This window comes from Rhodococcus sp. BP-349 (assembly GCF_019835845.1).
In the GTDB taxonomy this organism is placed as follows: Bacteria; Actinomycetota; Actinomycetes; order Mycobacteriales; family Mycobacteriaceae; genus Rhodococcoides.
In genome coordinates this window covers 908,168-932,243 of the sequence record NZ_JABUDR010000002.1, presented here as the reverse complement: position 1 = coordinate 932,243, position 24,076 = coordinate 908,168, and the positions used below count along the sequence as shown (strand labels likewise).

Genomic DNA, 24,076 nt, shown 5'->3' with positions numbered 1-24,076 from the left:
CATTGACAAATGGTGTGATCGCGGTCACCATTCCCGGATGATGGTGCGCCGCCTGGCCGGTCTCGCGTTCTTTCTGGCCGTGGTGGCCTTCGTCGGCTTCACCACCGCGGTGTACGCCCGGACGTTCGAGTCCGTGGTGACGGTGGAACTGCGCACCGATTCGGTGGGAAACGCGCTGCCACCCGATGCCGACGTCAAGGTGCGGGGAGTCATCGTCGGCCAGGTGCGATCGTCGACCACGGAGAACGGTGTCGTGATCTCCCGCATCGCGCTCGAGGAGGACTCGGCGCCGATGATTCCGGCGTCCGTGACGGCGCGCCTGTTGCCCAAGACGCTGTTCGGCGAGCGCTACGTCGCACTCCAGATTCCGCGGGGAGGGACGGGCACTCCCATCGCGGAAGGCGACGTCATCGAGCAGGACACGAGCGGCAACGCCATCGAGGTCGGCCAATTACTGGACAGCCTGCTGCCCTTGCTCGATGCCATTCCCCCGGACAAGTTGGCCACCACTCTGGGCGCGCTGTCACAGGCCCTCGACGGGCGGGGCGAGGCACTGGGTCGCACCCTCGACCGACTCGACGAGATCGTCACCGGCCTCAGCCGTGAACTGCCCGCGCTGCAGCAGGATCTCGTCGACTTCGCCGCCCTGACGGAGACCTACTCCACCGCGGCTCCCGATCTGCTCGACGCGCTCGACAACCTCAGCGTCACGGGCAACACGCTCGTCGAGCGACGTCCTGCCGTCGACACGCTTCTGACGTCGGCGACCGCGTCGTCCGGCAGCACCGCGGACCTGCTCGCGTCGAACGCCGAGTCGATCATCACCATCGCCGACGGCAGTAGAGAGACGTTGGAGTTGCTCGCCGAGTTCTCCCCCACGTTCGGCTGCATGCTGCCCAAGTTCGCGGGCCTGATCGGGGAGGCGAGACGCATTCTGGGAGTGGGTGATCCGTATCCCGGCGCCCGCGCCACGATCAACTTCGTCAACCCCCGCGGCGGCTACCTCCCCAACCAGGACGAACCGCGCCTCTTCGACGACAGGCCGGCTGCCTGCTACCAGGACGTCACCGCACCCGGACGGTTCTTTCCGCAGTACCCGGGCAGTGGACTCAACGACGGGTCCTATCAGGTGCCGTCACGCAACCCCGGCCCCCGGGACATCGAGTACGCATCGCTCCCGCAGCAGTCACCCGTTCCGGCCGACGCGTCGTACGCCGGATCGGACGCCGAGCGGGACACGCTGGCCGTCATCTACGGACAGGGCAGCGGCGTCGAGCCCACCGCGGTCCCGTCCTGGACGACGCTGATCGGTGCACCCGCACTCCGAGGCGCCGAGGTGGCGATCCGCTGACGGCAGCCGGTCAATTCTGTTTGATGACCGGCTCCGAGGACCACGGGAACTCGATCCACAGATCGGTCTCCCTCCACGAGAAGTCCGGCGTGATGATGGTGCGGGGCTTGGTGTAGACGACGGCGGACTTCACTTCTGCTGCATGCTCTTTCAGCAAGCCCACGACCAGCGCGAGAGTGCGCCCGGAGTCGGCAACGTCGTCCACGACGAGCAGCTTCTTCCCCACGAGTGCATCGGTGTCGAGCAATGGCGCGAGCACCACCGGATCCGGCAGCGTCTCCTCGACGTCGGTGTAGAACTCGACGTTGAGCGTGCCGGCTGCCTTCACACCCATCGCGTAGGCCAGAGCCCCGGCCGGGATGAGCCCGCCGCGTGCGATCGCGATGACGATGTCCGGCCGGAAGCCACTGTCCACGACGGTGCGTGTGAGCTCACGCGACGCCGTGCCGAACAGGTCCCACGTCAGTGTCTCGCGCATGGGGACTCACGTTACCCGTGCAGGTGCCACCGGATCGGACGAGCGATCACGGCCACTCGATGGTCTCCGCGGCGGCGATGTCGTCGACGACCATGGTCACCACGGCCTCGATCGGTGATCCGATGCGGGCGAGGAGCACGTCCGTGACCGCCGCCGACGCACGGATCGCAGGCGCCGCGGCCATTCTCGCCACGACAACCTGGCCGTCGTCTCGACGGTCGTCGGGGTCCTGACTCTCGTCCTCCGCGCTCGACCCGCTCGTCCGACGCTCCGGTTCCGGATGGACACCCAGGGTACCGAGCACCACGGCCACGACGTCGGACGGATCCGAACCGGTGTCCTTCGTGGCCGCATCGCGGACGACGGCACCCACGTCGTCACCGTCGAGGCCGTCGGGATGAGCAGCCTCGAGGAGCATCCGCAGGATCGCGGCGTAGACGTCCTCGACGCGAACACCGTTCTGCGAGGCCAGTTCCGACACAGCATCGTTGACCGCGTCGGCATCGGACTCTCGCAGCGCCGCGGAGAGTCGGACGATGCCGTCGGCGACATCGCGTGCGGACGCCGGCCAACGCAGCGGCCAGGTGGTGGTGGTCATCGTTCGGGTCCTCTCGTGCTGAGTGCCGTCACGATGTCACGGCCGTCCGACACGGGGCTCTCTCACCGCCGCTCGACGACTCCACGGATGAATGCCGCCTGGCCGATGTGCTGCAGATCGTCGGACACGACACTGATGAGGCGGACGGCCAGCGTGACCGGCGGATCCCAGTTCTCGTCGATCACCCGGTCGAGGTCTTCTGCCGTGAGGGTGTCGAGGTACTCGACGGTGCGTGCATGAACGGCATCGACGTACCCGGCGAGGAGCTCCGCCTCGACGTCGACCTTGGCCACGTCCTCCGTCGACTGCCCGTACCCGATGGCGTCGTCGTCGAACGGCAGAGCGAAGCGGGCGTTCCATCCGTCTGCGGTGTAGACCTGCTCGCTACCCGCCACACCCGCGACGTGATCGTCCTGGACCCGCGCGAGATGCCACACCAGCCAGGCGATGGTGTTGGCCTCCGGATCGACGCGGTAGGTCAATGCCTCCCGATCCAGGCCGTCGAGCGTCGTGTGCACGGTCTCCTTGATGCGGTCGTACGCGTCGATGAGCACGCCTCTGTGGTCCACCGGTGATCTCCTTCGTGTCGGTGGCCTCAGTGTGCCCGCGCCCCCGGACACGGAAACGCCGGACCTCTCTCGCGAGAGGTCAGAGCAGGGCGCCGATGTCGGCCGGGAGTTCGGCCGTCGACGCGGCACTCTCGGTGGCGACACCGTTCGCCACGACGATGCGCGACACCCCGGAATCTGCCAGGACGTACAGGTCGCCCGTTGTCGAGAAGACGACGCCCGAGCCGTACCGCGCACTCGGTGTGAGGGTGCGGGAGTACAGGGGCGCACCGTCCGGTCCGGTCAGCGCGAGGGTGTTCCCCGAGACCGAGGCTGTTGTCGTGCCGCTGGTCGCCGAACCGCCGTCGGCGACGAACGCGCTCGCCGGTGGGGGCGGTGGGGTGGTGCTCGTCGGCGGGGGCGGGGCTGCCGTCGTCGTCACAGGAGGTGTGGTGGTCGACTGCGGGCTGGTCGTCGACGTCGGAGTCGTCGTCACGGGCGCCTCGGTGCCGACCGTCGTCGACGACGTGGTCGTCGAGGCCGAACTGTCGGCCGAACCTTCCACCGTTACCTGCGTTGTCGGGTCGAGAGTGGTGGTCTCGTCCTCGGTCGGTGCGGCCACGCGGGCCGAACGAGCGCCCACAGAAGACGTCGTCGTACCCGCCGGGGAACACGAGGCGCTCAACCCTGTCAACGACGTGTACTGCCGAGTGAGCGCCGGTGAACTGACGAACCCGTTCAACCGAGCGACCAACGTCACGGTCGTCGTTCCGAGTGTGATCAAGTTCGAAGCGGGCGTGCGAATGATCGGGGTCGTCGTCGTCGGGTTCACGATGATCGGCGTGGGACTGCCACCGAGCAGTCCTCCACTGAAAGTGAGTACATAGGTGTAGAGAGGGTTGACGTTCGGAAACGACAAGTCGACTGTGGACGTCAACACCCCGGTGGACCTCGTGGTGCACGTGAAGCTGGTCGGCCCCGGGAGTGCACCCGCCGTGAGCGATGCCCTGCCATACGCGGTGTCCGTGATCGCCGCCTCGGTCAGGTCCGCGCGGGAGGCGCCGACACCCACGGCGGACGCGACAACTGTGACGACTGCGATCGATGTGACCGCGGACCGGCTCGATGTCGAGTGGCGGGCGTGCCGGGGTCCCTGTTCGGGGGTCTTGGCGCGCGGCACGAAGGCCACTCGGATCAGAGCCGCAGACAGAAGCGCCCCCGAGGCCCACGCGAAGGGTGTACTGAGCCACGCGACGAAGTACCCCAGGTACGGGACGTGCCCGAGAACCCTCACGGCCGAGGTGACGGTGTACGGCTCCGCATCCACGGAATCGTTGGCATCACCCTTCAGCTGGAGGGTCGCCGAATTGCCCACCACCGAGTCGACCGCCTCGACGCGGTGCGTGATGCGGGAACCGTCCGGCCGCTCGACGCTGACGACGTCACCGGACCGGAGTTCCTGCGCCGGAACATCTCTGCCTACTGCCAGCGACCCGGTCGGGATGGCGGGCGCCATGGAGCCCGAACGGAAGACGAGTGGTGTGATGCCGAACACCACCGCTGCGACCGACGCGACGATGCAGAGAAGACCGAGAACCGCACCCACGGTCAGCGCTGCGTCCGCCGTTCTGCTTCGAGGGTCACTCATGCCAGGTCCGATGTGGCGGTGAACGTGAACAGAACACTGCCGGACTGACCGGTGGCAACACCGGTGGTCGTCAGCGGCAAGGTGAACTGCAGGCAGATGACTTCGGTGCCCGTCGTTGCGGCAAGTCGCCTTACCCCACCGATCGACCGTTCGGAGGCGAGTGATACTGCGGCTGTCGGAATCGCGGTGCCACCACTGCACGCGTTATTCACCACGGTGGCACCGGAGTAGCGCGCGGTCAACTGCAGCGCTCGTCCCAACGCGTCGTCTCCGATCGCCTTCGCGGTGTAGTCGAACGTGGCGGTGCCCCTGTTCTGCACCGGAAGGAGAACGGCCACACTGCCACCCGGAGGAATGGTCGTCCCGGCTGCGAACAGCGTGTACGCGGTCTGCGTGGTCGCACCCTGATCGCCGTTGAGCCGAATGTCGATCGTGCCGGTGGTGAACTCGCCAGACGTGGTCGTGGCCGACGTCGACCACGCGGCCATCGTTCCGACTGCGCCGAGTCCGAGCACCATGCCGAGCGACAGGAGCGCGCGGAATCTCGCACTGCGGAGTGTTCGAACAACCCACGTCATGACGACGACCGCCGAGACCTGTCACGTGCTGCCGACACGAATTGCCACGCTGCATAACCGAACAGCAGGCCGGCAGCGATGCCTACGACAGCCGTCCGTGTGGACCCGGTGAGCCAATTGTTCACGTACCCGAGATACGGCACGCTGTACCAGACCGAGCCGCGAATCTGCTCCGGCCGCACCAATGCGCGGTCGGGTGAGTCGTTCGCATCACCCTGCGTGACGAAGCGCCTTTCGCCGCGATCGTCGAAGGCAGTCGACATCACTCGATGGGTCACCACCTCGGGCAATCCGGACTGCACCTGGTAGGTGACGACCGTTCCGGGGCCGATCAGATCGGTCGGTTTCACCACGACGAGCGTTCCCGGCGGATAGGTCGGAGACATGGACGGCGTCAGAATCGTGTAGGGCTGGGCGCCCGCAATTTTCGGGATGAGTACTGCGATCACGAGAACCGCGGACGCGGCCAGCAGAGCTGTCCATGACAGGACGGTCCTGATCCACCACATCGGGCCGGTCCGCTGTTCATCGACGGGGGTCGCACTGGCAGCGGAGACCTGGTGATGCGTCACGTCGACTCAGCTCCGAACGAGAAGCGGTGTGTGTACGTGGCCGGTTGGGTACCGGAGACACTCATCAAAACCGTCGTCACGCACCATGTCTCAGTCGCGCCCACTGCGAGCGAACGCCAGCTCGGCGAAACAGCGTCCGTCGAGGGAGAGGGTGACTCGAACGCGGTGAACGGTGTCGCCTGGGTGGGCCCTTCGCACCCCGCTCCGACAGGAACGACTACCGCCGACAACTTGACCCTGACGGTCGCCCCTACCGTGGACACCTGCGGCCCTGCGGTGCTCAAGTGAAATCGAAGTGGGGCACTACCGCTGTTCCGGATTACCAGGGCAGCACTGACAGCCTGATTCGTGACCACGTTCGGCCCCTTCAGCGCATCGAAGGTGTACCCGGTGCCGGCGCGGGTTCCGGGTGTCAGATCCAGAAATCCCGTGTTGACGACGAGGTCGGGAAGTTGCTCGCGATCTCGCCACAGCGCGCCCGTTGCCTGGACAGAACCGCCCACGAGCGCCGCGGCAGCGACGGCTGCTGCGGCGCCCAGGACCACCTTTGACCTCATGACTTCGAGCAGCTACTCGACTCAGGGCCGGACCTGGTCGACGACGACGTTGAAGTTCGCGAAGCTTGCCTTGGTATTGACACCGACCTGCGCATTCGCATTGAAGGTGATGTCTGCGTTGACGATCAGGTTCTTTCCATTGTCTGCACTGGTGATCCGGGTGACCGCGGGTCCGCCCGCAGTGAAGGCCGCCGAGGTGGTGACTCCGAAGACACTGGCGGGTGGAGCTGTCCACACTCCGATGTCGGTGGCCCCCAGGTTGTCGGGGCCCTCGACCAACGTGGGCCCGCCGACTGTTCCCACCGTCACGTTGGCGGCAAGATTATTGCCGATCGCAGTGACGAGCACGTTGGTCGTGTACCTCACGGTATCTCCGGGGACCATGCGGAAAGCGTTGATGTTGGGAATGCTCGCACCCGACGACACATTCGTCCACGTTCCCGGCGACGCGGTGATATCGAGCGTGCCCGTGTTGATGTCGCCACCGACGACTGTCTCGGTGTCACTCCACAGCGCGTAGCTTCCCGCTCCGCCCAGGAGAAGAAGGGCTGCAGCGCCTGCAGCCATCGCGCCCTTGGTTGCCTTGTTCATGTGACTGCTCCGTCGATCTCGAAAGTGCCCTCGGCGATGCCCGCTGTCGGGATGATGCCCACGACCGAGGTGTTCGGGCAGGCGTGGAACGGCAGTCGCGGATGCGATGCGCGCGCTCTGCCAATTATTCGCCATTCCCTCATTCGCCGTTACAGGTTCCCTGGCCAAGACTCGATTCGGCGGCGCCTCCGCGGTCGAGCGCTCTGCTGAACAGGTATTTCGCCCGGCTCACTACTAGCCCTGCAAGCATGACCGAAATGGCTTCCACCTGCACTTACGCCCGCTTCGACCGATTCGAAAGGATTGGCGTGACCGTCGCACTAGAATGGTTTTCATCGTCGACACCTCTTCCGACGCCCCAATCAAGTCGTTAAACATACTTTGGTTTTGTTTCAAAAAACTGTCGATCGGGCACCCGAGAGGCCCCACCCGAGTACGCGAAGGACTCTCATGACCCATGACACGGCCACACCTCGGCAGCGCACCGAGCCCGCACCATCGGGCCCGGTGATTCTGGTCGTCGTCAGCGCGATCATCGCCGTGGTCGGAGGATTTCTGGGCTCCGGCGCCGTGGTCGGCACACCCATCGCCGAAGCGGCGGACGGCGCCCTCAGCGCGACCGCCACCCTGGTCGCGCCGGCAGGACCCGCGTTCTCCATCTGGTCGGTCATCTACCTCGGACTGATCGCCTACGCGGTGTGGCAGGCACTGCCCGCCCAGCGCAGGTCCGAGCGGCAGCGAGCACTCCGCGTACCCATCGCCGTGACCATGCTGCTCAATGCCGCGTGGATCACCGTGGTGCAGTTCGGGCAGGTACTGCTGAGCGTCGTCGTGATCGTCGCGCTGCTCGCGAGCCTGGCATTCGTGTTCGCGCGGCTGATCGCGGCCCCCCGGACCACCGCCGTCGACACGCTGATCACCGACGGGACGATGGGCCTCTACCTCGGGTGGGTGGCGATCGCGACGGTCGCGAACGTCAGCGCATGGCTCGCGTCGACCGGCGTCGAGTCGGCGGCCACCCTGTGGGCCGTTCTCGTTCTCGTCGTCGCGGCGCTCGTCGGACTGTTCCTGGCCACCGTCTCCGCCGGACGGATCGCGCCCGCACTGTCGCTCGCGTGGGGGCTCGGGTGGGTCGCGCAGGGGCGCCTGTCCGGCGAGGTCCTGAACACCACCGTCGGGTGGACCGCCGCAGTGGCGTCGGCAGTCGTTCTGCTCGGCACGCTCGCACTGCGGATCCGACGCGAGGTGGCGTCCCGCTGACGTTCCGTGTTCTCGCGGCCGCTGCAACCACCACGGACACACAACGCCCGCGGGAACAAGGGCGTCACCCCCGTCGATGCCGACAGTGCATCGCTGCAGTGCATTTTTGACTTGGACTTGTATGACACGGCGCCCTAGCGTCGTCTGTACAACCACGCACTGCGAGAAGGGCTGATGCACTGATGACTGCAACGGTGACGACGACTGCTCCTCTGACCGGGGAGCTGATCATCGCCGGGTACACCGTCCCCGGCACCGGCACGACCGTCCACGGCATCGATCCGTCCACCGGCGCGGATCTCGAGCCCGCCTACCGGCACGGCACGATGGCCGACGTCGAGGCGGCCTGCGCGGCGGCGGACGAGGCCTTCGACGCCTACCGCTCCACCACGTCCGAGGCGCGCGCCGACTTCCTCGACGCCATCGCCGAGAACATCGAGGCGCTGGGCGAGACGCTCATCGAGCGCGCGGTGGCCGAGTCCGGCCTGCCCGTCGGTCGGATCACCGGTGAGGTCGGCCGCACCAGCGGACAGCTCCGCCTGTTCGCCTCGGTGCTCCGCGAGGGCAGCTGGAACGGTGCCCGCATCGACCCCGCACAGCCGGATCGCGCACCCCTTCCCCGCGCCGACATCCGCCAGCGCAAGGTCTCACTCGGACCGGTGGTCGTGTTCGGCGCGAGCAACTTCCCGCTCGCCTTCTCCGTCGGCGGCGGCGACACCGCATCGGCACTCGCCGCCGGATGCCCCGTCATCGTCAAGGCCCACGACGCCCACCCGGGTACGTCCGAATACGTCGGCCGCGCGATCACCGAGGCCGCCGCGTCGACCGGAATGCCGGCAGGAGTGTTCTCGCTCGTCTACGGCGACGGCCGCACCATCGGCACCGCCCTGGTCACCGACCCGCGCGTCAAGGCCGTCGGCTTCACCGGATCCCGTTCCGGCGGAACCGCTCTGGTGCGCGCCGCAGCCGGTCGACCGGAACCGATCCCCGTGTACGCCGAGATGAGCTCCATCAACCCGGTATTCCTGTTCCCGCACGCCCTCGAGACGCGGGCCGCAGATCTGGGCCGCGCCTTCGTCGCCTCCCTGACGCTCGGCTCCGGACAGTTCTGCACCAATCCCGGCCTCGTCATCGCGCAGGACGGACCGGCACTCGACGCCTTCGTCGCGGCCGCTGCGGACGCCGTCGCGTCCAGCACCCCGACCACCATGCTGACGCCGAACATCGCCGACAGTTACGGCAAGGGTGTCGACGCGCTGAGCACCGCCGCAGACGAGGTCGCACGCGGCACCGTCACCGACGCACCCAACGCCGGCCGCGCGGCACTTTTCAGCACCGACGCCGCGACGTTCCTCGACCGAGACGTGTTGCAGGCCGAGGTGTTCGGCGCATCCGCGCTCGTTGTCCGCTGCACCTCGGCCGAGCAGGTCGCCGCCGTGGCCCGCGCTCTCGAAGGTCAGCTCACCGCGACGATCCACGCCGACGCCGCCGATCACGCCGACGCCGGACGCCTGCTCCGCATCCTCGAGCTGAAGGCCGGACGCATCCTCTTCGACGGGTGGCCCACGGGCGTCGAGGTGGGCCACGCGATGGTCCACGGCGGCCCCTACCCGGCGACGTCCGACTCACGCTCGACATCGGTCGGCTCACTCGCCATCGAGCGGTTCCTGCGCCCTGTCGCGTACCAGGACGTTCCCGCCGCGTTGCTCCCCAGCGCCATCGCCGACGGCAACCCCGACGGCATCTGGCGGCGTGTCGACGGCCAACTCTCCCGCGACTGACCCCACTTTTCCCTTCCCGCACCACACCGGCCGGCCTCCGGCCTTCCCGCACCACCCCAACTTCTCGTACACCAGGAGATCTCATGCTCGACGGCGTCCTCTTCTTCCCTGTCACCCCCTTCACCGACTCCGGCGAGGTGGACCACGCACTTCTCGCCGAGCACATCGCGAAGGGTGTCGACGCGGGCCCCGGCGGGGTCTTCATCGCCTGCGGCACCGGTGAGTTCCACGCCCTCGAGGCCGTCGAGTTCGGCGAGATCGTCGCCACCGCGGTGCGTACCGTCGCCGGCCGCGTCCCGGTCTACGCCGGCGCGGGTGGCTCGGTGGCCCAGGCGAAGATCTTCGCCCGGGCCGCTCGTGACAAAGGTGCCGACGGCATCCTGCTGCTCCCGCCCTACCTGGTGACCATGCCGCAGGCCGGCCTGGTCGAGTACACCCGCGAGGTCACCTCCGTCACCGACCTGCCGGTGATCGTCTACAACCGCGGCAACGCGCGCTACGACGAGGCGTCCGCCGTCGAGGTCGCCCACTTCCCCACCGTCGTCGGATTCAAGGACGGCACAGGCGATCTGGATCGCGTCTCGCGTATCGTGCGCGCGGTCGAGGACTCCCTGGCGCCCACCGGCAAGGCGTTCCAGTTCTTCAACGGACTGCCCACGGCCGAGGTCTCGCAGCAGGCCTACCGCGCCATCGGGGTCACGCTCTACTCGTCGGCCACCTTCGCCTTCGCCCCGGAGCTGGCCCTGGCGTTCTACACCTCGCTCGAGAACGACGACGTCACGCTCACCGACGCCCTGCTGCGCGAGTTCTTCCACCCGCTCGTGCGCCTGCGCGACTCGGTACCCGGCTACGCCGTCTCCCTGATCAAGGCGGGCGTCACCCTCGAAGGTGTTGCCGCCGGCCCCGTTCGGGCACCGCTGATCGACGCCGCCCCCGCGGACGTGGAGGCCCTCACCGCGATCATCGCGGCCGGCCGCGCCGTACTCGCAGACTCCCTCGCAGCCGACTCGGTCACCAAGGAGGCCGTGCACTCGTGAGCGCCCGCATCACCTCCGTCACCGTCACCCCCGTCGCCTTCGCCGACCCGCCGCTGCTCAACACCGTCGGAGTCCATCAACCGTTCGCTCTGCGCGCGATCGTGCAGATCCGGACCGACGACGGCGCCGTGGGTCTGGGCGAGACCTACGCCGACACCGCGCATCTCGTTCGCCTGAACGCTGCTGCCGAGGCCATGGTCGGGGTGGACGTCTTCGCACTCCACGCGCTGCGCGCCGTCGTGGACGCGTGCCTGGGCGGCCTGACGGTGACGGGTGGTGACGGGGTGGCCGGCATGATCACGACGGCCAGCACCACCGATCGGGTGTACTCGCCGTTCGAGGTGGCGTGCCTCGACATCCAGGGCAAGATCCTCGGGCGGCCCGTCTCCGATCTGCTCGGTGGCCTGGTCCGCACGGCCGTACCGTTCAGTGCCTATCTCTTCTACAAGTGGGCCGGGCACCCCGGCTCCGCGGACGACGAGTGGGGTGCCGCGCTCGATCCCGAGGGCATCGTCGCGCAGGCCCGACGGATGATCGACCGGTACGGCTTCGGCGCGATCAAGCTCAAGGGCGGGGTGTTCCCACCCGAGCAGGAGATCGCCGCGATGCACGCGCTGCGCGAGGCTTTTCCCGATCTCCCGCTGCGACTGGATCCCAACGCGGCGTGGAGCGTCGACACGTCCCTCGAGGTCGTGTCGGCCCTGACCGGTGTCGTCGAGTATCTCGAGGACCCCACACCGGGCCTGGACGGAATGTCGGAGGTGGCTCGCAAGGCCGCCATGCCCCTGGCGACCAACATGTGTGTCGTGGCGTTCGATCAGCTCGAGCCGTCGGTCCGACGCGACTCGGTCGGGGTCGTGCTGTCCGATCACCACTACTGGGGCGGACTGCAGCGCTCCCGGCTGCTCGCCGGCATCTGCGACACCTTCGGACTCGGCCTGTCGATGCACTCGAACTCCCATCTCGGCATCTCGCTCGCCGCGATGGTGCACCTCGCCGGGGCCACGCCGAATCTCACGTACGCCTGCGACACCCACTGGCCGTGGAAGACCGAGGACGTCGTGGTGCCGGGCGTTCTGCGCATCGAGAACGGCGCCGTCGCGGTACCCACGGGACCGGGGCTGGGCGTCGAACTCGACGAGGACGCGCTGGCGAGACTGCACCAGCAGTACCTCGACTGCGGGATCAGGGACCGTGACGACACCGGCTACCGACAGAGTCTCGAACCCGACTTCGTCAACTCCTCGCCGCGATGGTGACCGGCCGTTCACACGGTCGGCTATCTTGAGCCGATGTTCTCGCTCTCGCGCCTGACGTGCTTCATCGCCGTCGCGGAGGAGCTGCACTTCGGCCGAGCCGCAGAGCGGCTCCACATGACCCAGCCCCCGCTCAGCAGGCAGATCCAACAGCTCGAGAGTGAACTGGGCGTGCAGCTGATCGACCGGACGTCACGCTCGGTGACCCTCACGGCCGCCGGCGTGGCGTTCCTGCCCGACGCCCGCCGGATAGTCCGCTTGGCCGAGAGCGCCGCACTGACCGTCAAGCGCGTCCCTGCCGGTGATCTGGGCACGGTCGTCATCGGCTTCACCGCTGCGTCCGCGCACGCCGTCCTGCCGCGGCTGCTCTCGGACGTGCGCGCGGCTCTGCCGGACGTCGAACTGGTGCTGCGGGAGATGGTGTCGTCGATTCAGATCGACGCCCTGGCGAGCGGGGAACTGGATCTCGGTCTGGTCCGTCCCACCGTCACGCGACCGGGAATCCTGACGCGGCCCATCCACCGCGAGGCACTCGTCGCTGCCCTTCCCGAGGGGCACGAACTCCTCGACGTGGAGCGTCTGAGCGTGACGCACTTCGACGATCAACCCGTGATCATGTACTCGCCGGTGGATGCCCGTTACTTCCACGAGCTCCTCATCAGCACCTTCACCGTCGCCGGGGTCACGCCGCGGTACGTGCAGTACGTGACGCAGGTGCACACCATGCTGATGCTCGTGAGCTCCGGCCTTGGCTGCGCCCTGGTGCCGGCGTCGGCGCGCACGATGCACACCGAGGGTGTCGTGTTCCGCGAAATCCGTTCCAGCACTGAGGAACCCGTGCGACTGAACGCAGCGTGGCGTCACGACGCCGCGAACCCCGCCCTGCACCGTGTGCTGACGGACGTGAAGGCCGTGACCTCACTGCAGTGAGATCACGGCCGGCGGCTGCTGCGTTCGCGAACTAGTGCGCGACCTCGACCGGCGGCTTGACGGCCACGACCGGGCAGTGTGCGTCGAGCAGGACACGCTGAGACAGGCTGCCGAGCAACAGCTTTCCGACGGGTGAGCGGCGACGCACGCCGATGACGAGGAGCTCGACGTCCGGCTCGTAGGACATGTCGACGAGGTTGTCGGCATGCGAGCGGCCGGGTACCGGTTCCGCCACCCGTGCCGCCACGCCGTCGGCGCCGGAGTCGGTGCGGGCAGCCATGATCAGCTCGTCCACCGCACTGCGATCACCGTCGACCACGACCGTGACGTCGGTACCGCGCATCTTGGCCTCGCGGAACGCGAACGGCAGTGCGTTGCGATCCTCGACGGTGTCCGCATATCCCACGACGACGCTCATCGGGTCTCCTTCTGATCGGGCTGGAAGACCGGCGTCACGAACGTGCCGTCGGCGAGGAACGAGTTCAGGTTCTCGAGGGTGAGTGCTTCCATCGCGGCGCGAGTCTGCACCGTGGCACTCCCGACGTGGGGAAGCAGCACCACGGTGTCGAGGGCGCGAAGCGCGTCCGGCACCTCGGGTTCGTGGGCGAAGACGTCGAGCCCGGCGCCGGCCAACCGTCCGCTCTGCAGCGCCTCGACGAGGGCGTCCTCGTCCACGACGCTGCCGCGAGCCACGTTGATCAGGAAGCCGTCCGGCCCCAGTGCGTCCAGCGTCTCCCTGTCGACGAGCTGCTGCGTCTCCGGTCCGCCGGCTGCGGCCACGACCAGAACGTCCACTGCCGCAGCGAGTTCGCGCGGGGACGAGTGGTACCGGTACGGACTCGACTCGACGACGTTGCGGTTGTGGTAGTCGATGGTGCAGCCGAAGGCCTCGAGGCGGTGCGCGATGGCGCCGCCGATGCGCCCGAGACCGAGGATGCCGACCCGAGATCCGCTGACCTGCCGCGCCAACGGCGGCATGGGCTTGGTGGTCCACTGGCCCGCACGCACGTAGCGGTCGGCGGCGGAGAAGCCGCGGAGGGTGTCGATGAGCAGCCCGAGGGCGGTGTCGGCGACGGCGTCGGTGAGGACGTCCGGAGTGTTGCTGACACCGATCCCGCGGCGGCGGGCCTCCTCGGAATCGGTGCCGTCGTACCCGACTCCGAAGTGGACGATCGCGCGCAGCGCGGGCAGGCGGTCCATGAGGTCCGCCTTCACGCCGACCCGGCCGGACGTCACGACGGCGACGATCTCGTCGGCGTGCCGGCCGAACACATCGTCGCGATCGTCGTCCGGCAGCACCAGCGCGCCGCCGGCCTCGAGTGTCTCCATGAGCGACGTCTTGAGTCCGCCGACCCGGAGAACGCGCGAGAATTGCTGCGCCTCAACGGGACTCGATCGCGATCCGTTCGAGCTCGGCGTTCCACCGTCGGTCATGCCGCCTCCTTCACCGTGCGACGGCCACCGGGAGCGACGGCCATCGTCTGCGGTGATCGTATGTCGGCCGACGAATACCGGTCCAACACGCAATTAGCATGGATCCATACTCTTCCGGTATTGATATCGTGTCTTCTCGTGACGCAGCAGGTCAGAGCCTCGGCAGTGTGATGCGGACCGCTCGACGCCGTCACGGCGAGCCCGAAATCGGCCCCGAACTGCGATTTCCCGGCCGATCGTCTGTTGACGGTCACTCCCCCCACTCCTACCGTGTGTCTACCGTCACAGGCGGTCCATCGGCCCCACCCCGGCGTGCGTCGTCAGCCCCGACACCTCGCACCCGGCGAAGCCCCCTCAGCTTGGAGGAATCCATGAGATCCACCCGCGCCACATCCCTGGTGTCGGTGATCGTCGCGTCCGCACTCCTCACCGGATGCACCGTCGCGAACTCGGACAGCGGAGACGCCGCGAGTCCCGACACCGTCCGGATCGTGCTGCCGCAGGAACCGCCGACCCTGGAGCCGTGCGATGTCTCGCTGACGGCCATCGGCGTGGTCACGCGGTCCAACATCACCGAACCCATGATCGAGCGTGACCCCACCACGGGTGACCTCGAACCGAAGCTCGCCACGTCGTGGGAGCGCACGTCGGACACCGAGTGGACGATCCGCCTGCGCGACGACGTCACCTTCAGCGACGGCACACCGTTCGACGCCGAGGACGCCGCCGTGTCGGTCGATCGCGCCGTGAACTCGGATCTGGCCTGCAACGTCGAGGGCTATGTCTTCGGTGACGACGACCTCACCGTCCGCGCCGTCGATCCGACGACGTTGACCGTCGCGTCGCCGACGCCCGATCCGATTCTGCCGCTTCGACTCTCGTTCATCGAGATGGTCAAGAGCGAGGTCGGTAGCGCCGAGCGGACCCGCGAGCCGATCGGCACCGGCCCGTACCGCATCGACTCGTGGGACTACGGTCAGCGACTCTCCCTGGTGCGCAACGACACCTACTGGGGCGACGCACCTGAATTCACGCGGGCCGTCTACCAGTGGCGTACCGAGGGCAGCGTCCGCGCCGCGATGGTGACCAACGGCGAGGCGGACATCGCGACCGGTCTCGGCCCCGAGGACGGAGCCGGCGACCTGGGGGTGGCCTTCCCGAACAACGAGACCACCGCACTGCGGATGCAGGCCACCACACCGCCGCTCGACGACCAGCGTGTGCGGGAAGGCATCAACTACGCCATCAACCGCTCCGGCATCGTCAAGGCGCTGTTCCGCGGAATGGGCTCGCCCGCAGCACAACTGATCGCGGACGGCGTCGTCGGCTACAACGACGAGCTCACCCCGTGGCCGTACGACATGGAGAAGGGCAAGGCCCTGATCGACGAGGCCCGCGCCGACGGTGTTCCCGTCGACACCGAGATCCGGCTCATCGGCCGCACCGGGCAGTTCCCGAAGATCAACGAGACCGTCGAGGTCATCCAGAACGCGCTGGCCGGCATCGGCCTGAACGTGAAGATCGAGATGAAGGACACGGCGGCCACCGCCGAGTTCCAGGAACGGCCGTTCCCGAACGTCGGGCCCTACCTGCTGGTGATCCAGCACGGCAATCAGGCCGGCGACGCCGCATTCACGATGGATCAGTACATGCGCAGCGACGGCTTCCAGAGCTCCTACGGCACAACCGACTTCGACAAGGGAATCGACGAGGCCGAATCGCTGACCGACGAGGAGCGACAGACCGCGTTCGCCGATCTCTTCGCCCGTGAGCCCGAGGAGATCACGCAGATGGCGTACATCGCGCACATGAACGGTGTGTTGGCCAAGGACCCGCGCATCGACTACACCCCCGATTCCGCCACCGTCGACGAGATGCGACTGGCCGAGATGACCCGGAGTTCCGATGCGACCGACTGATCACGACCCCGACCAGCAACCCACGTCGACAGAGAGGGGATGACCGCCATGTTCGCTTTTCTCCGGCGCCGCGTCTACACCAGCCTCGTCCCACTCCTGGTCGTCCTCATCGGCGTCTTCTTCCTCGCTCGTCTGACCGGTGATCCGACCAGCCTCTACCTTCCCGAGTCGGCGACACCCGCCCAGCGCGAGGCGTTCGCCGCCCAGAACGGCTTCGACCAGTCCGTGTGGGCACAGATGGCCGACTACTTCGGCGGCGTGCTGCACCTCGACTTCGGCGAGTCGCTCCGGACGGGCGAAGCCGCGTCCACCATGGCGTTGCGCGCCTTCCCCGCCACTCTGCAGCTCGCGTTCGTCACGATGCTCCTTGCCGTGATCGGTTCGATCGTCATCGGCTGCTGGGCCGCCTATCGTCCCAACTCTCTCGCCGACCGGTTCTCGAGCCTGCTGTCCATGACGGCCGCGAGCATCCCCGACTTCTGGTTCGCCATCACTGGCGTCTGGATCTTCGCCGTCGTGCTCGGTGTCCTGCCGACCTCCGGAACCGGCGGCGCTGCCGCCTGGATCCTGCCGATCGCGACCCTGCTGATCCGTCCGCTGGGCGTGCTCACCCAGGTCGTCCGCGGAGCCATGGTGTCCGCCCTGTCCGCCCCGTACGTCCGGCTGGCACGGAGCAAGGGTGCCGGCGACCTGCGCGTCGTCACCCATCACGCCCTGCGCAACGCCGCCGCTCCGGCCCTGACCGTTGCCGGTGACCTCACCGTCGGCCTGGTGAACGGCGCCGTCGTGGTCGAGGCCATCTTCGGGTGGCCCGGCATCGGCAAGTTGATGATCGACGCGATCCTGCAGCGCGACTTCGCCGTCCTCCAAGCAGCCGTCCTCCTGACGGCCGTGAGCATCTTCGTTCTGAACATCGTGATCGACGCGTGCTACGCGCTGCTCGACGCACGGGTTCGCGACAAGGCCAAGGTCTGAGAGGTACACCCATGACACTCGAAGCAAGCAAGGACAGCTCGGGCGTTCCGGTTCCCCCGGTACTGCCGCCCACCCCGGACTCCGCGCCCTCGCGCACGACCTCCATGCCGCTGTGGCGTCTGCTGCTGCGGGACCGCGTCGCCGCCATCGCGGCGAGCATCCTGGTGCTCGTCTTCCTGACCGCGATCTTCGGTCCCATGCTGGTCGGCGACGCCGCCACCCGTCAGGACCTCGATCGATCCAATCTGGCGCCGTTCTCCCTCGACACCGGCTTCATGAACATCCTCGGCACCGATCCGCTCGGTCGTAGCATGCTCGCGCGCCTCATCCTCGCCAGCCGGACCACGCTGTCGGTCGCGATCCCCGCAGTCATCCTGTCCGGCATCATCGGCTCGATCATCGGCATGTGGGCCGGCTACCACCGCGGCTGGCGCGAGACCGCCGCCATGCGCGTCGCCGACGTCATCATGAGCTTCCCGTCGTTGCTGATGGCCGTCGTCGTGCTCTACGTCTTCTCCCCCAGCGCCGCGAACATCGTGCTGATCCTGACCATCACCCGCATCCCCATCTACCTGCGCACCGCCCGTGCCGAGAGTGCCGAGCTGCGCTCCCGCGTCTTCGTCGACGCGGCCCGCACGTTCGGCGCCGGCAGCGGCGCGGTGATCCGTCGTCACGTCGTACCCATCCTGTTGCCGACGCTGCTCACCGTCGCCACGCTCGACTTCTGCTTCGTGATGCTCGCCGAGTCGTCCCTGAGCTTCCTCGGCATCGGCATCCAGCCACCCGACATCAGCTGGGGCCTGATGGTCTCGCAGGGCCGCACCTACCTGCAGAGCGCCTGGTGGCTGTCGTTCTTCCCCGGCCTCGCCATCGTCATTACGACGGTGTCCGCGACCGTGCTCGCCGCGTGGGCCCGCATCGCCACCGACCCGGCGCAGCGCTGGCGCCTCACCCTCCCGCGTTCGAAGAGAAAGGCACGCCGATGAGTGCTCCCGCTCTCGCCCGCACCGCGCTCGACGTCGACAACCTGACCGTCGAGATCCGCACCCCGTCCGGCACCGTCCGCGCGGTCGACGGAGTCTCCTTCAGCGCGAAACGTGGTCGCACGTTGGCACTGCTGGGAGAGTCCGGCTGCGGCAAGTCCATGACCGCCCAGGCCCTCGTCGGTCTGCTCGAACCCATCGCCGACGTCGTCGACGGAACCGTGATGCTCGGCGACACCGACCTGGTTACGGCGAACTCCAAGACCCGCCGCCGCATCGCCGCGACCGAGCTGGCCATCGTCTTCCAGGACGCACTGACAGCGCTGAACCCGGTCTACACCGTCGGCACACAGTTGGCGGAACCGTTCCGCATCCACCGCGGCATGTCAGCGAAAGCTGCACGTGTCGAGGCGATCTCGTTGATGGAGCGCGTCGGTATCCCGGAACCCGAGTCTCGCGCCGACTCCTACCCGCACCAGTTCTCGGGCGGTATGCGTCAGCGCCTGCTCATCGCGATGGCCGTCGCCCTGGGCCCCACCGTGCTGCTGGCGGACGAGCCCACCACCGCTCTCGACGTCACCGTGCAGGCGCAGATCATGTCGTTGCTGCGCGACCTGCGCACCGAGCACGACATGGCCGTCATCCTCATCACGCACGACCTCGCCCTGGTCGCGGAGGAAGCCGACGACGTCGCCGTCATGTACGCCGGCACCGTCGTCGAGACCGGGCCCGTCGCCGAGGTGTTCGGCTCACCGCAGCATCCGTACACGAAGGGACTGCTCGACTCGGTCCCCGTCGCCACCGTGCGCGGCGAGCACCTCAAGTCCATCGGCGGCACCCCGCCGGATCTGCACTCCATCCCACCGGGATGCGTGTACCAGGCCCGATGCCCCATCGCGCGCGCCGTCTGCGTCGCGCAGCGCCCCGAGCTCCGCAGTGTCGCCGGCACCAGCCGTGCGACCGCATGCCATTTCCCCGAGGAGGTGTCCGGTGTCCGTTACGACGACAGTGGCGAGTGAGGCCGCGGCCACGCAGGCCGCACCGTTGCTCCAGGTCCGTGGAGTCTCCAAGACGTTCGACGTCGCCGCCGGCAGCGGCGGCCACAAAAAACTACGGGCACTCGACGGCATCGACCTCGAGCTGCGACGTGGCGAGACCCTCGGCCTCGTAGGTGAATCCGGCTGCGGCAAGTCCACTCTCGCGCGCACGCTGATGATGCTCGAACGACCCGACACGGGCACCGTGTCGTGGGACGGCGTCGATCCGTTCGGTCTGAAGGGCACGGAACTGCTCGCGTGGCGTCGGCGGATCCAGATGGTCTTCCAGGACCCGTACGGATCGCTCAACTCGAGGATGTCGGCGGCGGAGATAATCTCGGAGCCGTGGCACACGCATCGCACGATGTACAAGACCAAGCGCGACCGCGCCGCCCGCGTCCGGGAGCTGCTGCACCTCGTCGGTCTGCGTCCCAGCGACGAGCACCGCTACCCGCAGGAGTTCTCCGGTGGTCAGCGCCAGCGTCTCGGCATCGCCCGGGCCCTGGCACTCGATCCGAGTGTCGTGGTGTGCGACGAGCCCGTCTCGGCTCTCGACCTGTCGGTCCAGGCGCAGGTGCTGAACCTGCTCTCGGATCTGCAGAAGGAGCTCGGCATCAGCTACGTCTTCATCTCGCACGACCTGTCGGTGGTGCGGCACGTCGCCGACCGGGTCGCCGTGATGTACCTCGGCCGGATCATCGAGACCGGTCCGACCGACGACGTCTTCGACCACCCCACGCACCCGTACACCGAGGCACTGATGTCGGCAGCCCCGACGCTGGATCCCTCGACCCGGCGTTCGCGCATCCTCCTGGAGGGAGAGGTACCGTCGCCTCTGAACCCGCCGTCGGGCTGCCGCTTCCGCACGCGGTGCGCGCACGCGACGGACGTCTGCGCCACGGGCATCCCCCCGTCGGTCGGGCGTCTCGGGAACCTGCACATCGCCGAGTGCCACCACCCGAGATCGGACGCCGTGGCCGTATGACCGTGCTCGCGTGACCGGCCTCGAATGGCTGGTCGTGGGCGTCGCGATCTTCATGGCGTCGTGTCTCCAGTCGTCCATCGGCTTCGGGATGGGGATGGTCGCGGCGCCCATCCTGGCCATCATCGATCCGCGGATGGTGCCCGGCACGATCATCCTGCTCGCCACCGCGCTCACCGCGCTGGTGGTGGTGCGGGAGCGCACGAGCATCGACGTGCGCGGGGCCGGCTGGGCACTGGTGGGACGGGTGCCCGGCGTGATCGCCGGCGCCGCGCTGCTCGTCGCGCTGCCCGAGCGGGGAGTTTCCATTCTGCTCGGCGCGGTGGTGCTGTTCGGCGTCGTGGCCACGGCGATCGGCTGGTCGCCGACACCCCGACGCGGATCGCTCATGACCGCGGGCGCCGCGTCCGGACTGCTCGGCACCGCCACCTCCATCGGCGGACCACCCATGGCGCTCATCTGGAGTGGCAGCAGCGGAGCCGCGTTGCGCAGCACCATGAGCGGCTTCTTCCTGATCGGCTCCCTGATGTCGCTCGCCGCGCTGGGGGTCACCGGCTCCCTCGACGCGCACTCCCTGGCGACCGGCGCCCTGCTCCTGCCCGTCGTCGCGCTCGGGTACGTGGCCTCGCGCTGGGTGAACCGCGCACTCGACCGTCGGCGGCTGCGATGGGCGTCCATCGTCGTCTCGGCGGGTGGTGCGCTCGTGCTTCTCGTCGATGCCGTGGTGTGAGGTGTCGGGTTGCGGTGGGTGCAGCGCTCGCGCTTCGGGGAGCGCACACCCGTTCTGGTGAGCGCGCACCCTCTACTGCCGACTGCACGGGGTGTGCGGTTCACGGCAGGTGTGTGCACTCCATCGGCGGAGCGCGCGACGCAGCGGCCGCACACCCTTCGTGGTGAGCGCACACCCTCTACAGCAGACTGGACAAGGTGCACTCCGCCGACGCAACACTCCTCCGCGAGCGCACACCCTTCGTGGTGAGCGCACACCCTCTACGGCCGACTGGACGAGGTGTGCACCTCACGGCAAGCGTGTGCACACTACTTCCAGGCCGCCGAACCGATACCCGCTGAGCATCGCTGCATCCACAAATAGTCTTGGACGGGAATGGATCGCGCGACTTAACCTTCTTCTGTGAGCACCGCCACCGAAACTCCTCGTACCCGTAGCGCCACGCCTGTCGTCACCGAGATGCGGGTGATGCCCCTCGCCGGCCACGACAGCATGCTGCTCAATCTCAGTGGCGCGCATGCACCGTTCTTCACTCGCAACCTGGTGGTCCTGACCGACTCCGACGGCCGTACCGGTGTCGGTGAGGTACCCGGCGGAGAACCGATCCGGCGTTGCCTCGAGGATGCTCGCGCTCTGGTCGAGAATGCATCGGTCGGCAATTACCACGCAGTTCTCAACGCCATGAGGCATGCGTTCGCCGACCGCGACTCCGGCGGACGCGGTGCCCAGACTTTCGATCTCCGGATCGCGGTGCATGCCGTCACCGCGGTGGAGAGCGCCCTGCTCGATCTTCTCGGTCAGCACCTCGGCGTCAGTGTCGCTGCCCTGCTGGGCGACGGCCGCCAGCGCGACAAGGTGCAGGCGCTGGGCTACCTCTTCTTCATCGGCGACCGCACCAAGACCGACCTCGCGTACCGCGCCCCCTCGGACGAGGGCAGCTCCGCCGACGCCTGGTCCCGCATCCGGCACGAGGAAGCACTGACGCCTGATGCCGTCGTCGCGTTGGCCGAAGCCGCACAGGCGAAGTACGGCTTCCAGGACTTCAAGCTCAAGGGCGGTGTCCTTCCCGCAGCGCAGGAGGCCGATGCCGTCCGTGCGCTCGCGGAAAGATTCCCCTCTGCGCGGATCACCCTGGACCCCAACGGCGGATGGCTCCTGAAGGACGCGATCGAGACGTGCCGTGGTCTGCGGGACGTCCTCGCCTACGCGGAGGATCCCGTCGGGCCCGAGGGCGGCTTCTCCGGCCGCGAGGTGATGGCGGAGTTCAAGCGCGCCACCGGACTCCCGACCGCCACCAACATGATCGCCACCGACTGGCGCGAGATGGGGCACACGATCCGGTCCGGCGCCGTCGACATCCCGCTGGCGGACCCGCACTTCTGGACGATGAACGGATCGGTCCGCGTCGCGCAGCTGTGCGATGCCTGGGGTCTGACGTGGGGGTCGCACTCCAACAACCACTTCGACGTCTCCCTCGCCATGTTCACCCATGTCGCCGCCGCTGCGCCGGGTGACATCACGGCGATCGACACACATTGGATCTGGCAGGACGGACAGCGGATCACCACGAATCCGTTCACCATCGACGGTGGTTACCTGACCGTTCCCGAAACACCGGGGCTCGGCGTGGAACTCGACATGGAGCGCGTCGAGGCAGCACGCGAGCTGTACGAACGCGAAGGGTTGGGCGCCCGCGACGACGCCAGGGGAATGCAGTTCCTCATCCCGGACTGGACGTTCGACAGCAAGCGACCGGCCCTGCAGCGCGCATGAAAGTCGTTGTCGCCGACCGGAACTTGCTTCCCTACCGTGAATTCCTGGACAGCGGGACGCCCGACGGCACCGAGCTGTCCTGGCACGAACGCTTCGACGAGGACGCTCTGATCGCCGATCTTGCCGATGCCGACATCCACGTGGGCGGCAAGGTCACCGACGCCATGGCGCGAGCCGGCACGCGGCTGCGACTCGTCCAGGTCGTCGGTGCGGGCGTCGACAACGTGGCGCGCGCAGCACTTCCGTCGACGACCGTCGTCGCGAACACGTTCCATCACGAGGACTCGATCGCCGAGTACGTCCTCGCCGCCGCGATCCTGCTCCGACGCGGGTTCCTCGATCAGGACCGCGCTCTGCGACAGGGTGTGTGGGCAACCTCCGTCTACGACCAGGCGCTACCCCAACCCCACACCACTGCCGGCGCGCGGGTGGGTTTCGTCGGTTTCGGCCACATCGGTCAGCGCTCGTGGTCGCTCCTGCGCACCCTCGGATGCATCGGCGCGGCCGTGACAGGACGCGGTGCCGTCGACGCGGTCGCCCATGGCCTGGACTGGGCCGGCTCGACCGGCGAGCTCGACAGGCTGGCCGACGAGTCCGACATCATGGTCGTCTCGGCTCCCCTGACGACAGCGACCAGCGGCATGATCGGTCCCGCGCAGCTGCGAGCCCTCGGACCGCGGGGTGTTCTGATCAACGTCGGACGTGGGCCACTGGTGCAGGAACGTCCTCTCTACGAAGCACTCTCGCGTGGTGACCTGGGTGCTGCCGCGATCGACGTCTGGTACGACTACCCCGGTCCCGACGGGCACGGCGAACCGAGTGCGCATCCGTTCGGGGCACTGCCCAACGTGCTCATGACACCGCACTCGTCGGGCATCACTCGCCGCACCTTCGACGCTCGGTGTCGCGATGTCCTCGACAACATCCGACGCATCGCCGACGGAGTCGATGTGAAGAATCCCGTTACCTGACAGTTCGTCCCGTGTGTCCCCTTGCTCCGGTTACTCTGATTCGGCCGGGGGCACGGGGCACCTCGACGACATTCTCGGGGGCCGCAC

23 protein-coding genes are annotated in these 24,076 nt (G+C 67.8%); 14 read left to right on the top strand and 9 right to left on the bottom strand.

The features are described 5' to 3' along the window. Nucleotides 1-40: 40 nt before the first annotated feature. Nucleotides 41-1,351 (top strand): MCE family protein, encoded by a 1,311-nt coding sequence (locus tag HQ325_RS14705; protein ID WP_222631103.1) that lies wholly within the window; start codon nt 41-43, stop codon nt 1,349-1,351. Between the two features lie 10 nt (nt 1,352-1,361). On the opposite strand, the gene HQ325_RS14700 is transcribed toward HQ325_RS14705, so the two are convergent. The 7 genes from HQ325_RS14700 to HQ325_RS14670 form a co-directional block, all read right to left on the bottom strand. Continuing rightward, complete coding sequence (locus HQ325_RS14700; RefSeq protein ID WP_222630543.1) at nt 1,362-1,829, bottom strand: phosphoribosyltransferase; 468 nt, start codon at nt 1,827-1,829, stop codon at nt 1,362-1,364. A 46-nt stretch (nt 1,830-1,875) separates the two neighbouring features. Beyond that, entirely contained in the window at nt 1,876-2,427 is a 552-nt protein-coding gene (locus HQ325_RS14695; protein WP_222630542.1) for a hypothetical protein, read from the bottom strand. Between the two features lie 62 nt (nt 2,428-2,489). Continuing rightward, nucleotides 2,490-2,996, bottom strand: a complete 507-nt coding sequence (locus HQ325_RS14690) for a DUF664 domain-containing protein (protein WP_222630541.1) — start codon at nt 2,994-2,996, stop codon at nt 2,490-2,492. 79 nt (nt 2,997-3,075) lie between these two features. Continuing rightward, a complete protein-coding gene (locus tag HQ325_RS14685) occupies nt 3,076-4,623 on the bottom strand; it encodes a S24/S26 family peptidase (RefSeq protein ID WP_222630539.1) in 1,548 nt (515 codons plus the stop codon). After that, nucleotides 4,620-5,201, bottom strand: coding sequence for a SipW-dependent-type signal peptide-containing protein (locus HQ325_RS14680; RefSeq protein WP_222630537.1), 582 nt, complete (start codon nt 5,199-5,201; stop codon nt 4,620-4,622). Before HQ325_RS14680 ends, HQ325_RS14685 begins: the two co-directional genes overlap by 4 nt. After that, complete coding sequence (locus HQ325_RS14675) at nt 5,198-5,773, bottom strand: signal peptidase I (protein ID WP_308014422.1); 576 nt, start codon at nt 5,771-5,773, stop codon at nt 5,198-5,200. The genes HQ325_RS14680 and HQ325_RS14675 overlap by 4 nt, the downstream gene beginning before the upstream one ends. Before the next feature lie 578 nt (nt 5,774-6,351). Next, nucleotides 6,352-6,921, bottom strand: a complete 570-nt coding sequence (locus tag HQ325_RS14670; RefSeq protein ID WP_222630535.1) for an alternate-type signal peptide domain-containing protein — start codon at nt 6,919-6,921, stop codon at nt 6,352-6,354. Between the two features lie 450 nt (nt 6,922-7,371). Here HQ325_RS14670 and HQ325_RS14665 point away from each other — a divergent pair, with 450 nt between their 5' ends. The 5 genes from HQ325_RS14665 (at nt 7,372) to HQ325_RS14645 (ending at nt 13,185) form a co-directional block, all read left to right on the top strand. Next, nucleotides 7,372-8,181, top strand: a complete 810-nt coding sequence (locus tag HQ325_RS14665; RefSeq protein ID WP_222630533.1) for a TspO/MBR family protein — start codon at nt 7,372-7,374, stop codon at nt 8,179-8,181. 182 nt (nt 8,182-8,363) lie between these two features. After that, nucleotides 8,364-9,962 carry an aldehyde dehydrogenase (NADP(+)) gene (locus tag HQ325_RS14660; RefSeq protein WP_222630531.1) on the top strand — a complete coding sequence of 533 codons (1,599 nt, stop codon included), beginning with the start codon at nt 8,364-8,366 and terminating at the stop codon, nt 9,960-9,962. A gap of 83 nt (nt 9,963-10,045) precedes the next feature. Continuing rightward, nucleotides 10,046-10,999: a 5-dehydro-4-deoxyglucarate dehydratase gene (locus HQ325_RS14655; RefSeq protein WP_222630529.1), complete on the top strand. Its 954-nt coding sequence runs from the start codon at nt 10,046-10,048 to the stop codon at nt 10,997-10,999. Then, nucleotides 10,996-12,258: a glucarate dehydratase family protein gene (locus HQ325_RS14650; RefSeq protein ID WP_222630527.1), complete on the top strand. Its 1,263-nt coding sequence runs from the start codon at nt 10,996-10,998 to the stop codon at nt 12,256-12,258. Before HQ325_RS14655 ends, HQ325_RS14650 begins: the two co-directional genes overlap by 4 nt. A 33-nt stretch (nt 12,259-12,291) precedes the next feature. After that, nucleotides 12,292-13,185 (top strand): LysR substrate-binding domain-containing protein, encoded by an 894-nt coding sequence (locus HQ325_RS14645; protein ID WP_027504713.1) that lies wholly within the window; start codon nt 12,292-12,294, stop codon nt 13,183-13,185. A 31-nt stretch (nt 13,186-13,216) separates the two neighbouring features. Here HQ325_RS14645 and HQ325_RS14640 read toward each other — a convergent pair whose 3' ends face one another. Beyond that, nucleotides 13,217-13,603, bottom strand: a complete 387-nt coding sequence (locus HQ325_RS14640) for a universal stress protein (RefSeq protein ID WP_027504712.1) — start codon at nt 13,601-13,603, stop codon at nt 13,217-13,219. Beyond that, nucleotides 13,600-14,514 carry a 2-hydroxyacid dehydrogenase gene (locus HQ325_RS14635; RefSeq protein WP_261778298.1) on the bottom strand — a complete coding sequence of 305 codons (915 nt, stop codon included), beginning with the start codon at nt 14,512-14,514 and terminating at the stop codon, nt 13,600-13,602. The genes HQ325_RS14640 and HQ325_RS14635 overlap by 4 nt, the downstream gene beginning before the upstream one ends. Nucleotides 14,515-14,990: 476 nt before the next feature. On the opposite strand from HQ325_RS14635, the gene HQ325_RS14630 reads away from it, so the two are divergent. The 8 genes from HQ325_RS14630 to HQ325_RS14595 all read left to right on the top strand — a co-directional run bounded on the left by HQ325_RS14630 (nt 14,991) and on the right by HQ325_RS14595 (nt 23,989). Continuing rightward, nucleotides 14,991-16,538 (top strand): ABC transporter substrate-binding protein, encoded by a 1,548-nt coding sequence (locus HQ325_RS14630; protein ID WP_222630524.1) that lies wholly within the window; start codon nt 14,991-14,993, stop codon nt 16,536-16,538. Nucleotides 16,539-16,586: 48 nt separating this feature from the next. Next, nucleotides 16,587-17,513 carry an ABC transporter permease gene (locus HQ325_RS14625; RefSeq protein ID WP_222631099.1) on the top strand — a complete coding sequence of 309 codons (927 nt, stop codon included), beginning with the start codon at nt 16,587-16,589 and terminating at the stop codon, nt 17,511-17,513. 11 nt (nt 17,514-17,524) lie between these two features. After that, the gene (locus HQ325_RS14620; protein ID WP_261778160.1) at nt 17,525-18,499 is read left to right on the top strand and encodes an ABC transporter permease; all 975 of its coding nucleotides are present in this window, start codon (nt 17,525-17,527) and stop codon (nt 18,497-18,499) included. Then, nucleotides 18,496-19,515 (top strand): ABC transporter ATP-binding protein, encoded by a 1,020-nt coding sequence (locus tag HQ325_RS14615; protein WP_222630523.1) that lies wholly within the window; start codon nt 18,496-18,498, stop codon nt 19,513-19,515. The genes HQ325_RS14620 and HQ325_RS14615 overlap by 4 nt, the downstream gene beginning before the upstream one ends. After that, nucleotides 19,487-20,518, top strand: coding sequence for a dipeptide ABC transporter ATP-binding protein (locus HQ325_RS14610; protein WP_308014423.1), 1,032 nt, complete (start codon nt 19,487-19,489; stop codon nt 20,516-20,518). The genes HQ325_RS14615 and HQ325_RS14610 overlap by 29 nt, the downstream gene beginning before the upstream one ends. A 10-nt stretch (nt 20,519-20,528) precedes the next feature. Further along, the gene (locus tag HQ325_RS14605; RefSeq protein WP_222630522.1) at nt 20,529-21,245 is read left to right on the top strand and encodes a sulfite exporter TauE/SafE family protein; all 717 of its coding nucleotides are present in this window, start codon (nt 20,529-20,531) and stop codon (nt 21,243-21,245) included. Nucleotides 21,246-21,704: 459 nt separating this feature from the next. Further along, nucleotides 21,705-23,018, top strand: coding sequence for an enolase C-terminal domain-like protein (locus HQ325_RS14600; RefSeq protein WP_222631095.1), 1,314 nt, complete (start codon nt 21,705-21,707; stop codon nt 23,016-23,018). Continuing rightward, complete coding sequence (locus tag HQ325_RS14595) at nt 23,015-23,989, top strand: 2-hydroxyacid dehydrogenase (RefSeq protein WP_222630521.1); 975 nt, start codon at nt 23,015-23,017, stop codon at nt 23,987-23,989. The genes HQ325_RS14600 and HQ325_RS14595 overlap by 4 nt, the downstream gene beginning before the upstream one ends. The last annotated feature ends 87 nt before the right edge of the window (nt 23,990-24,076 follow it).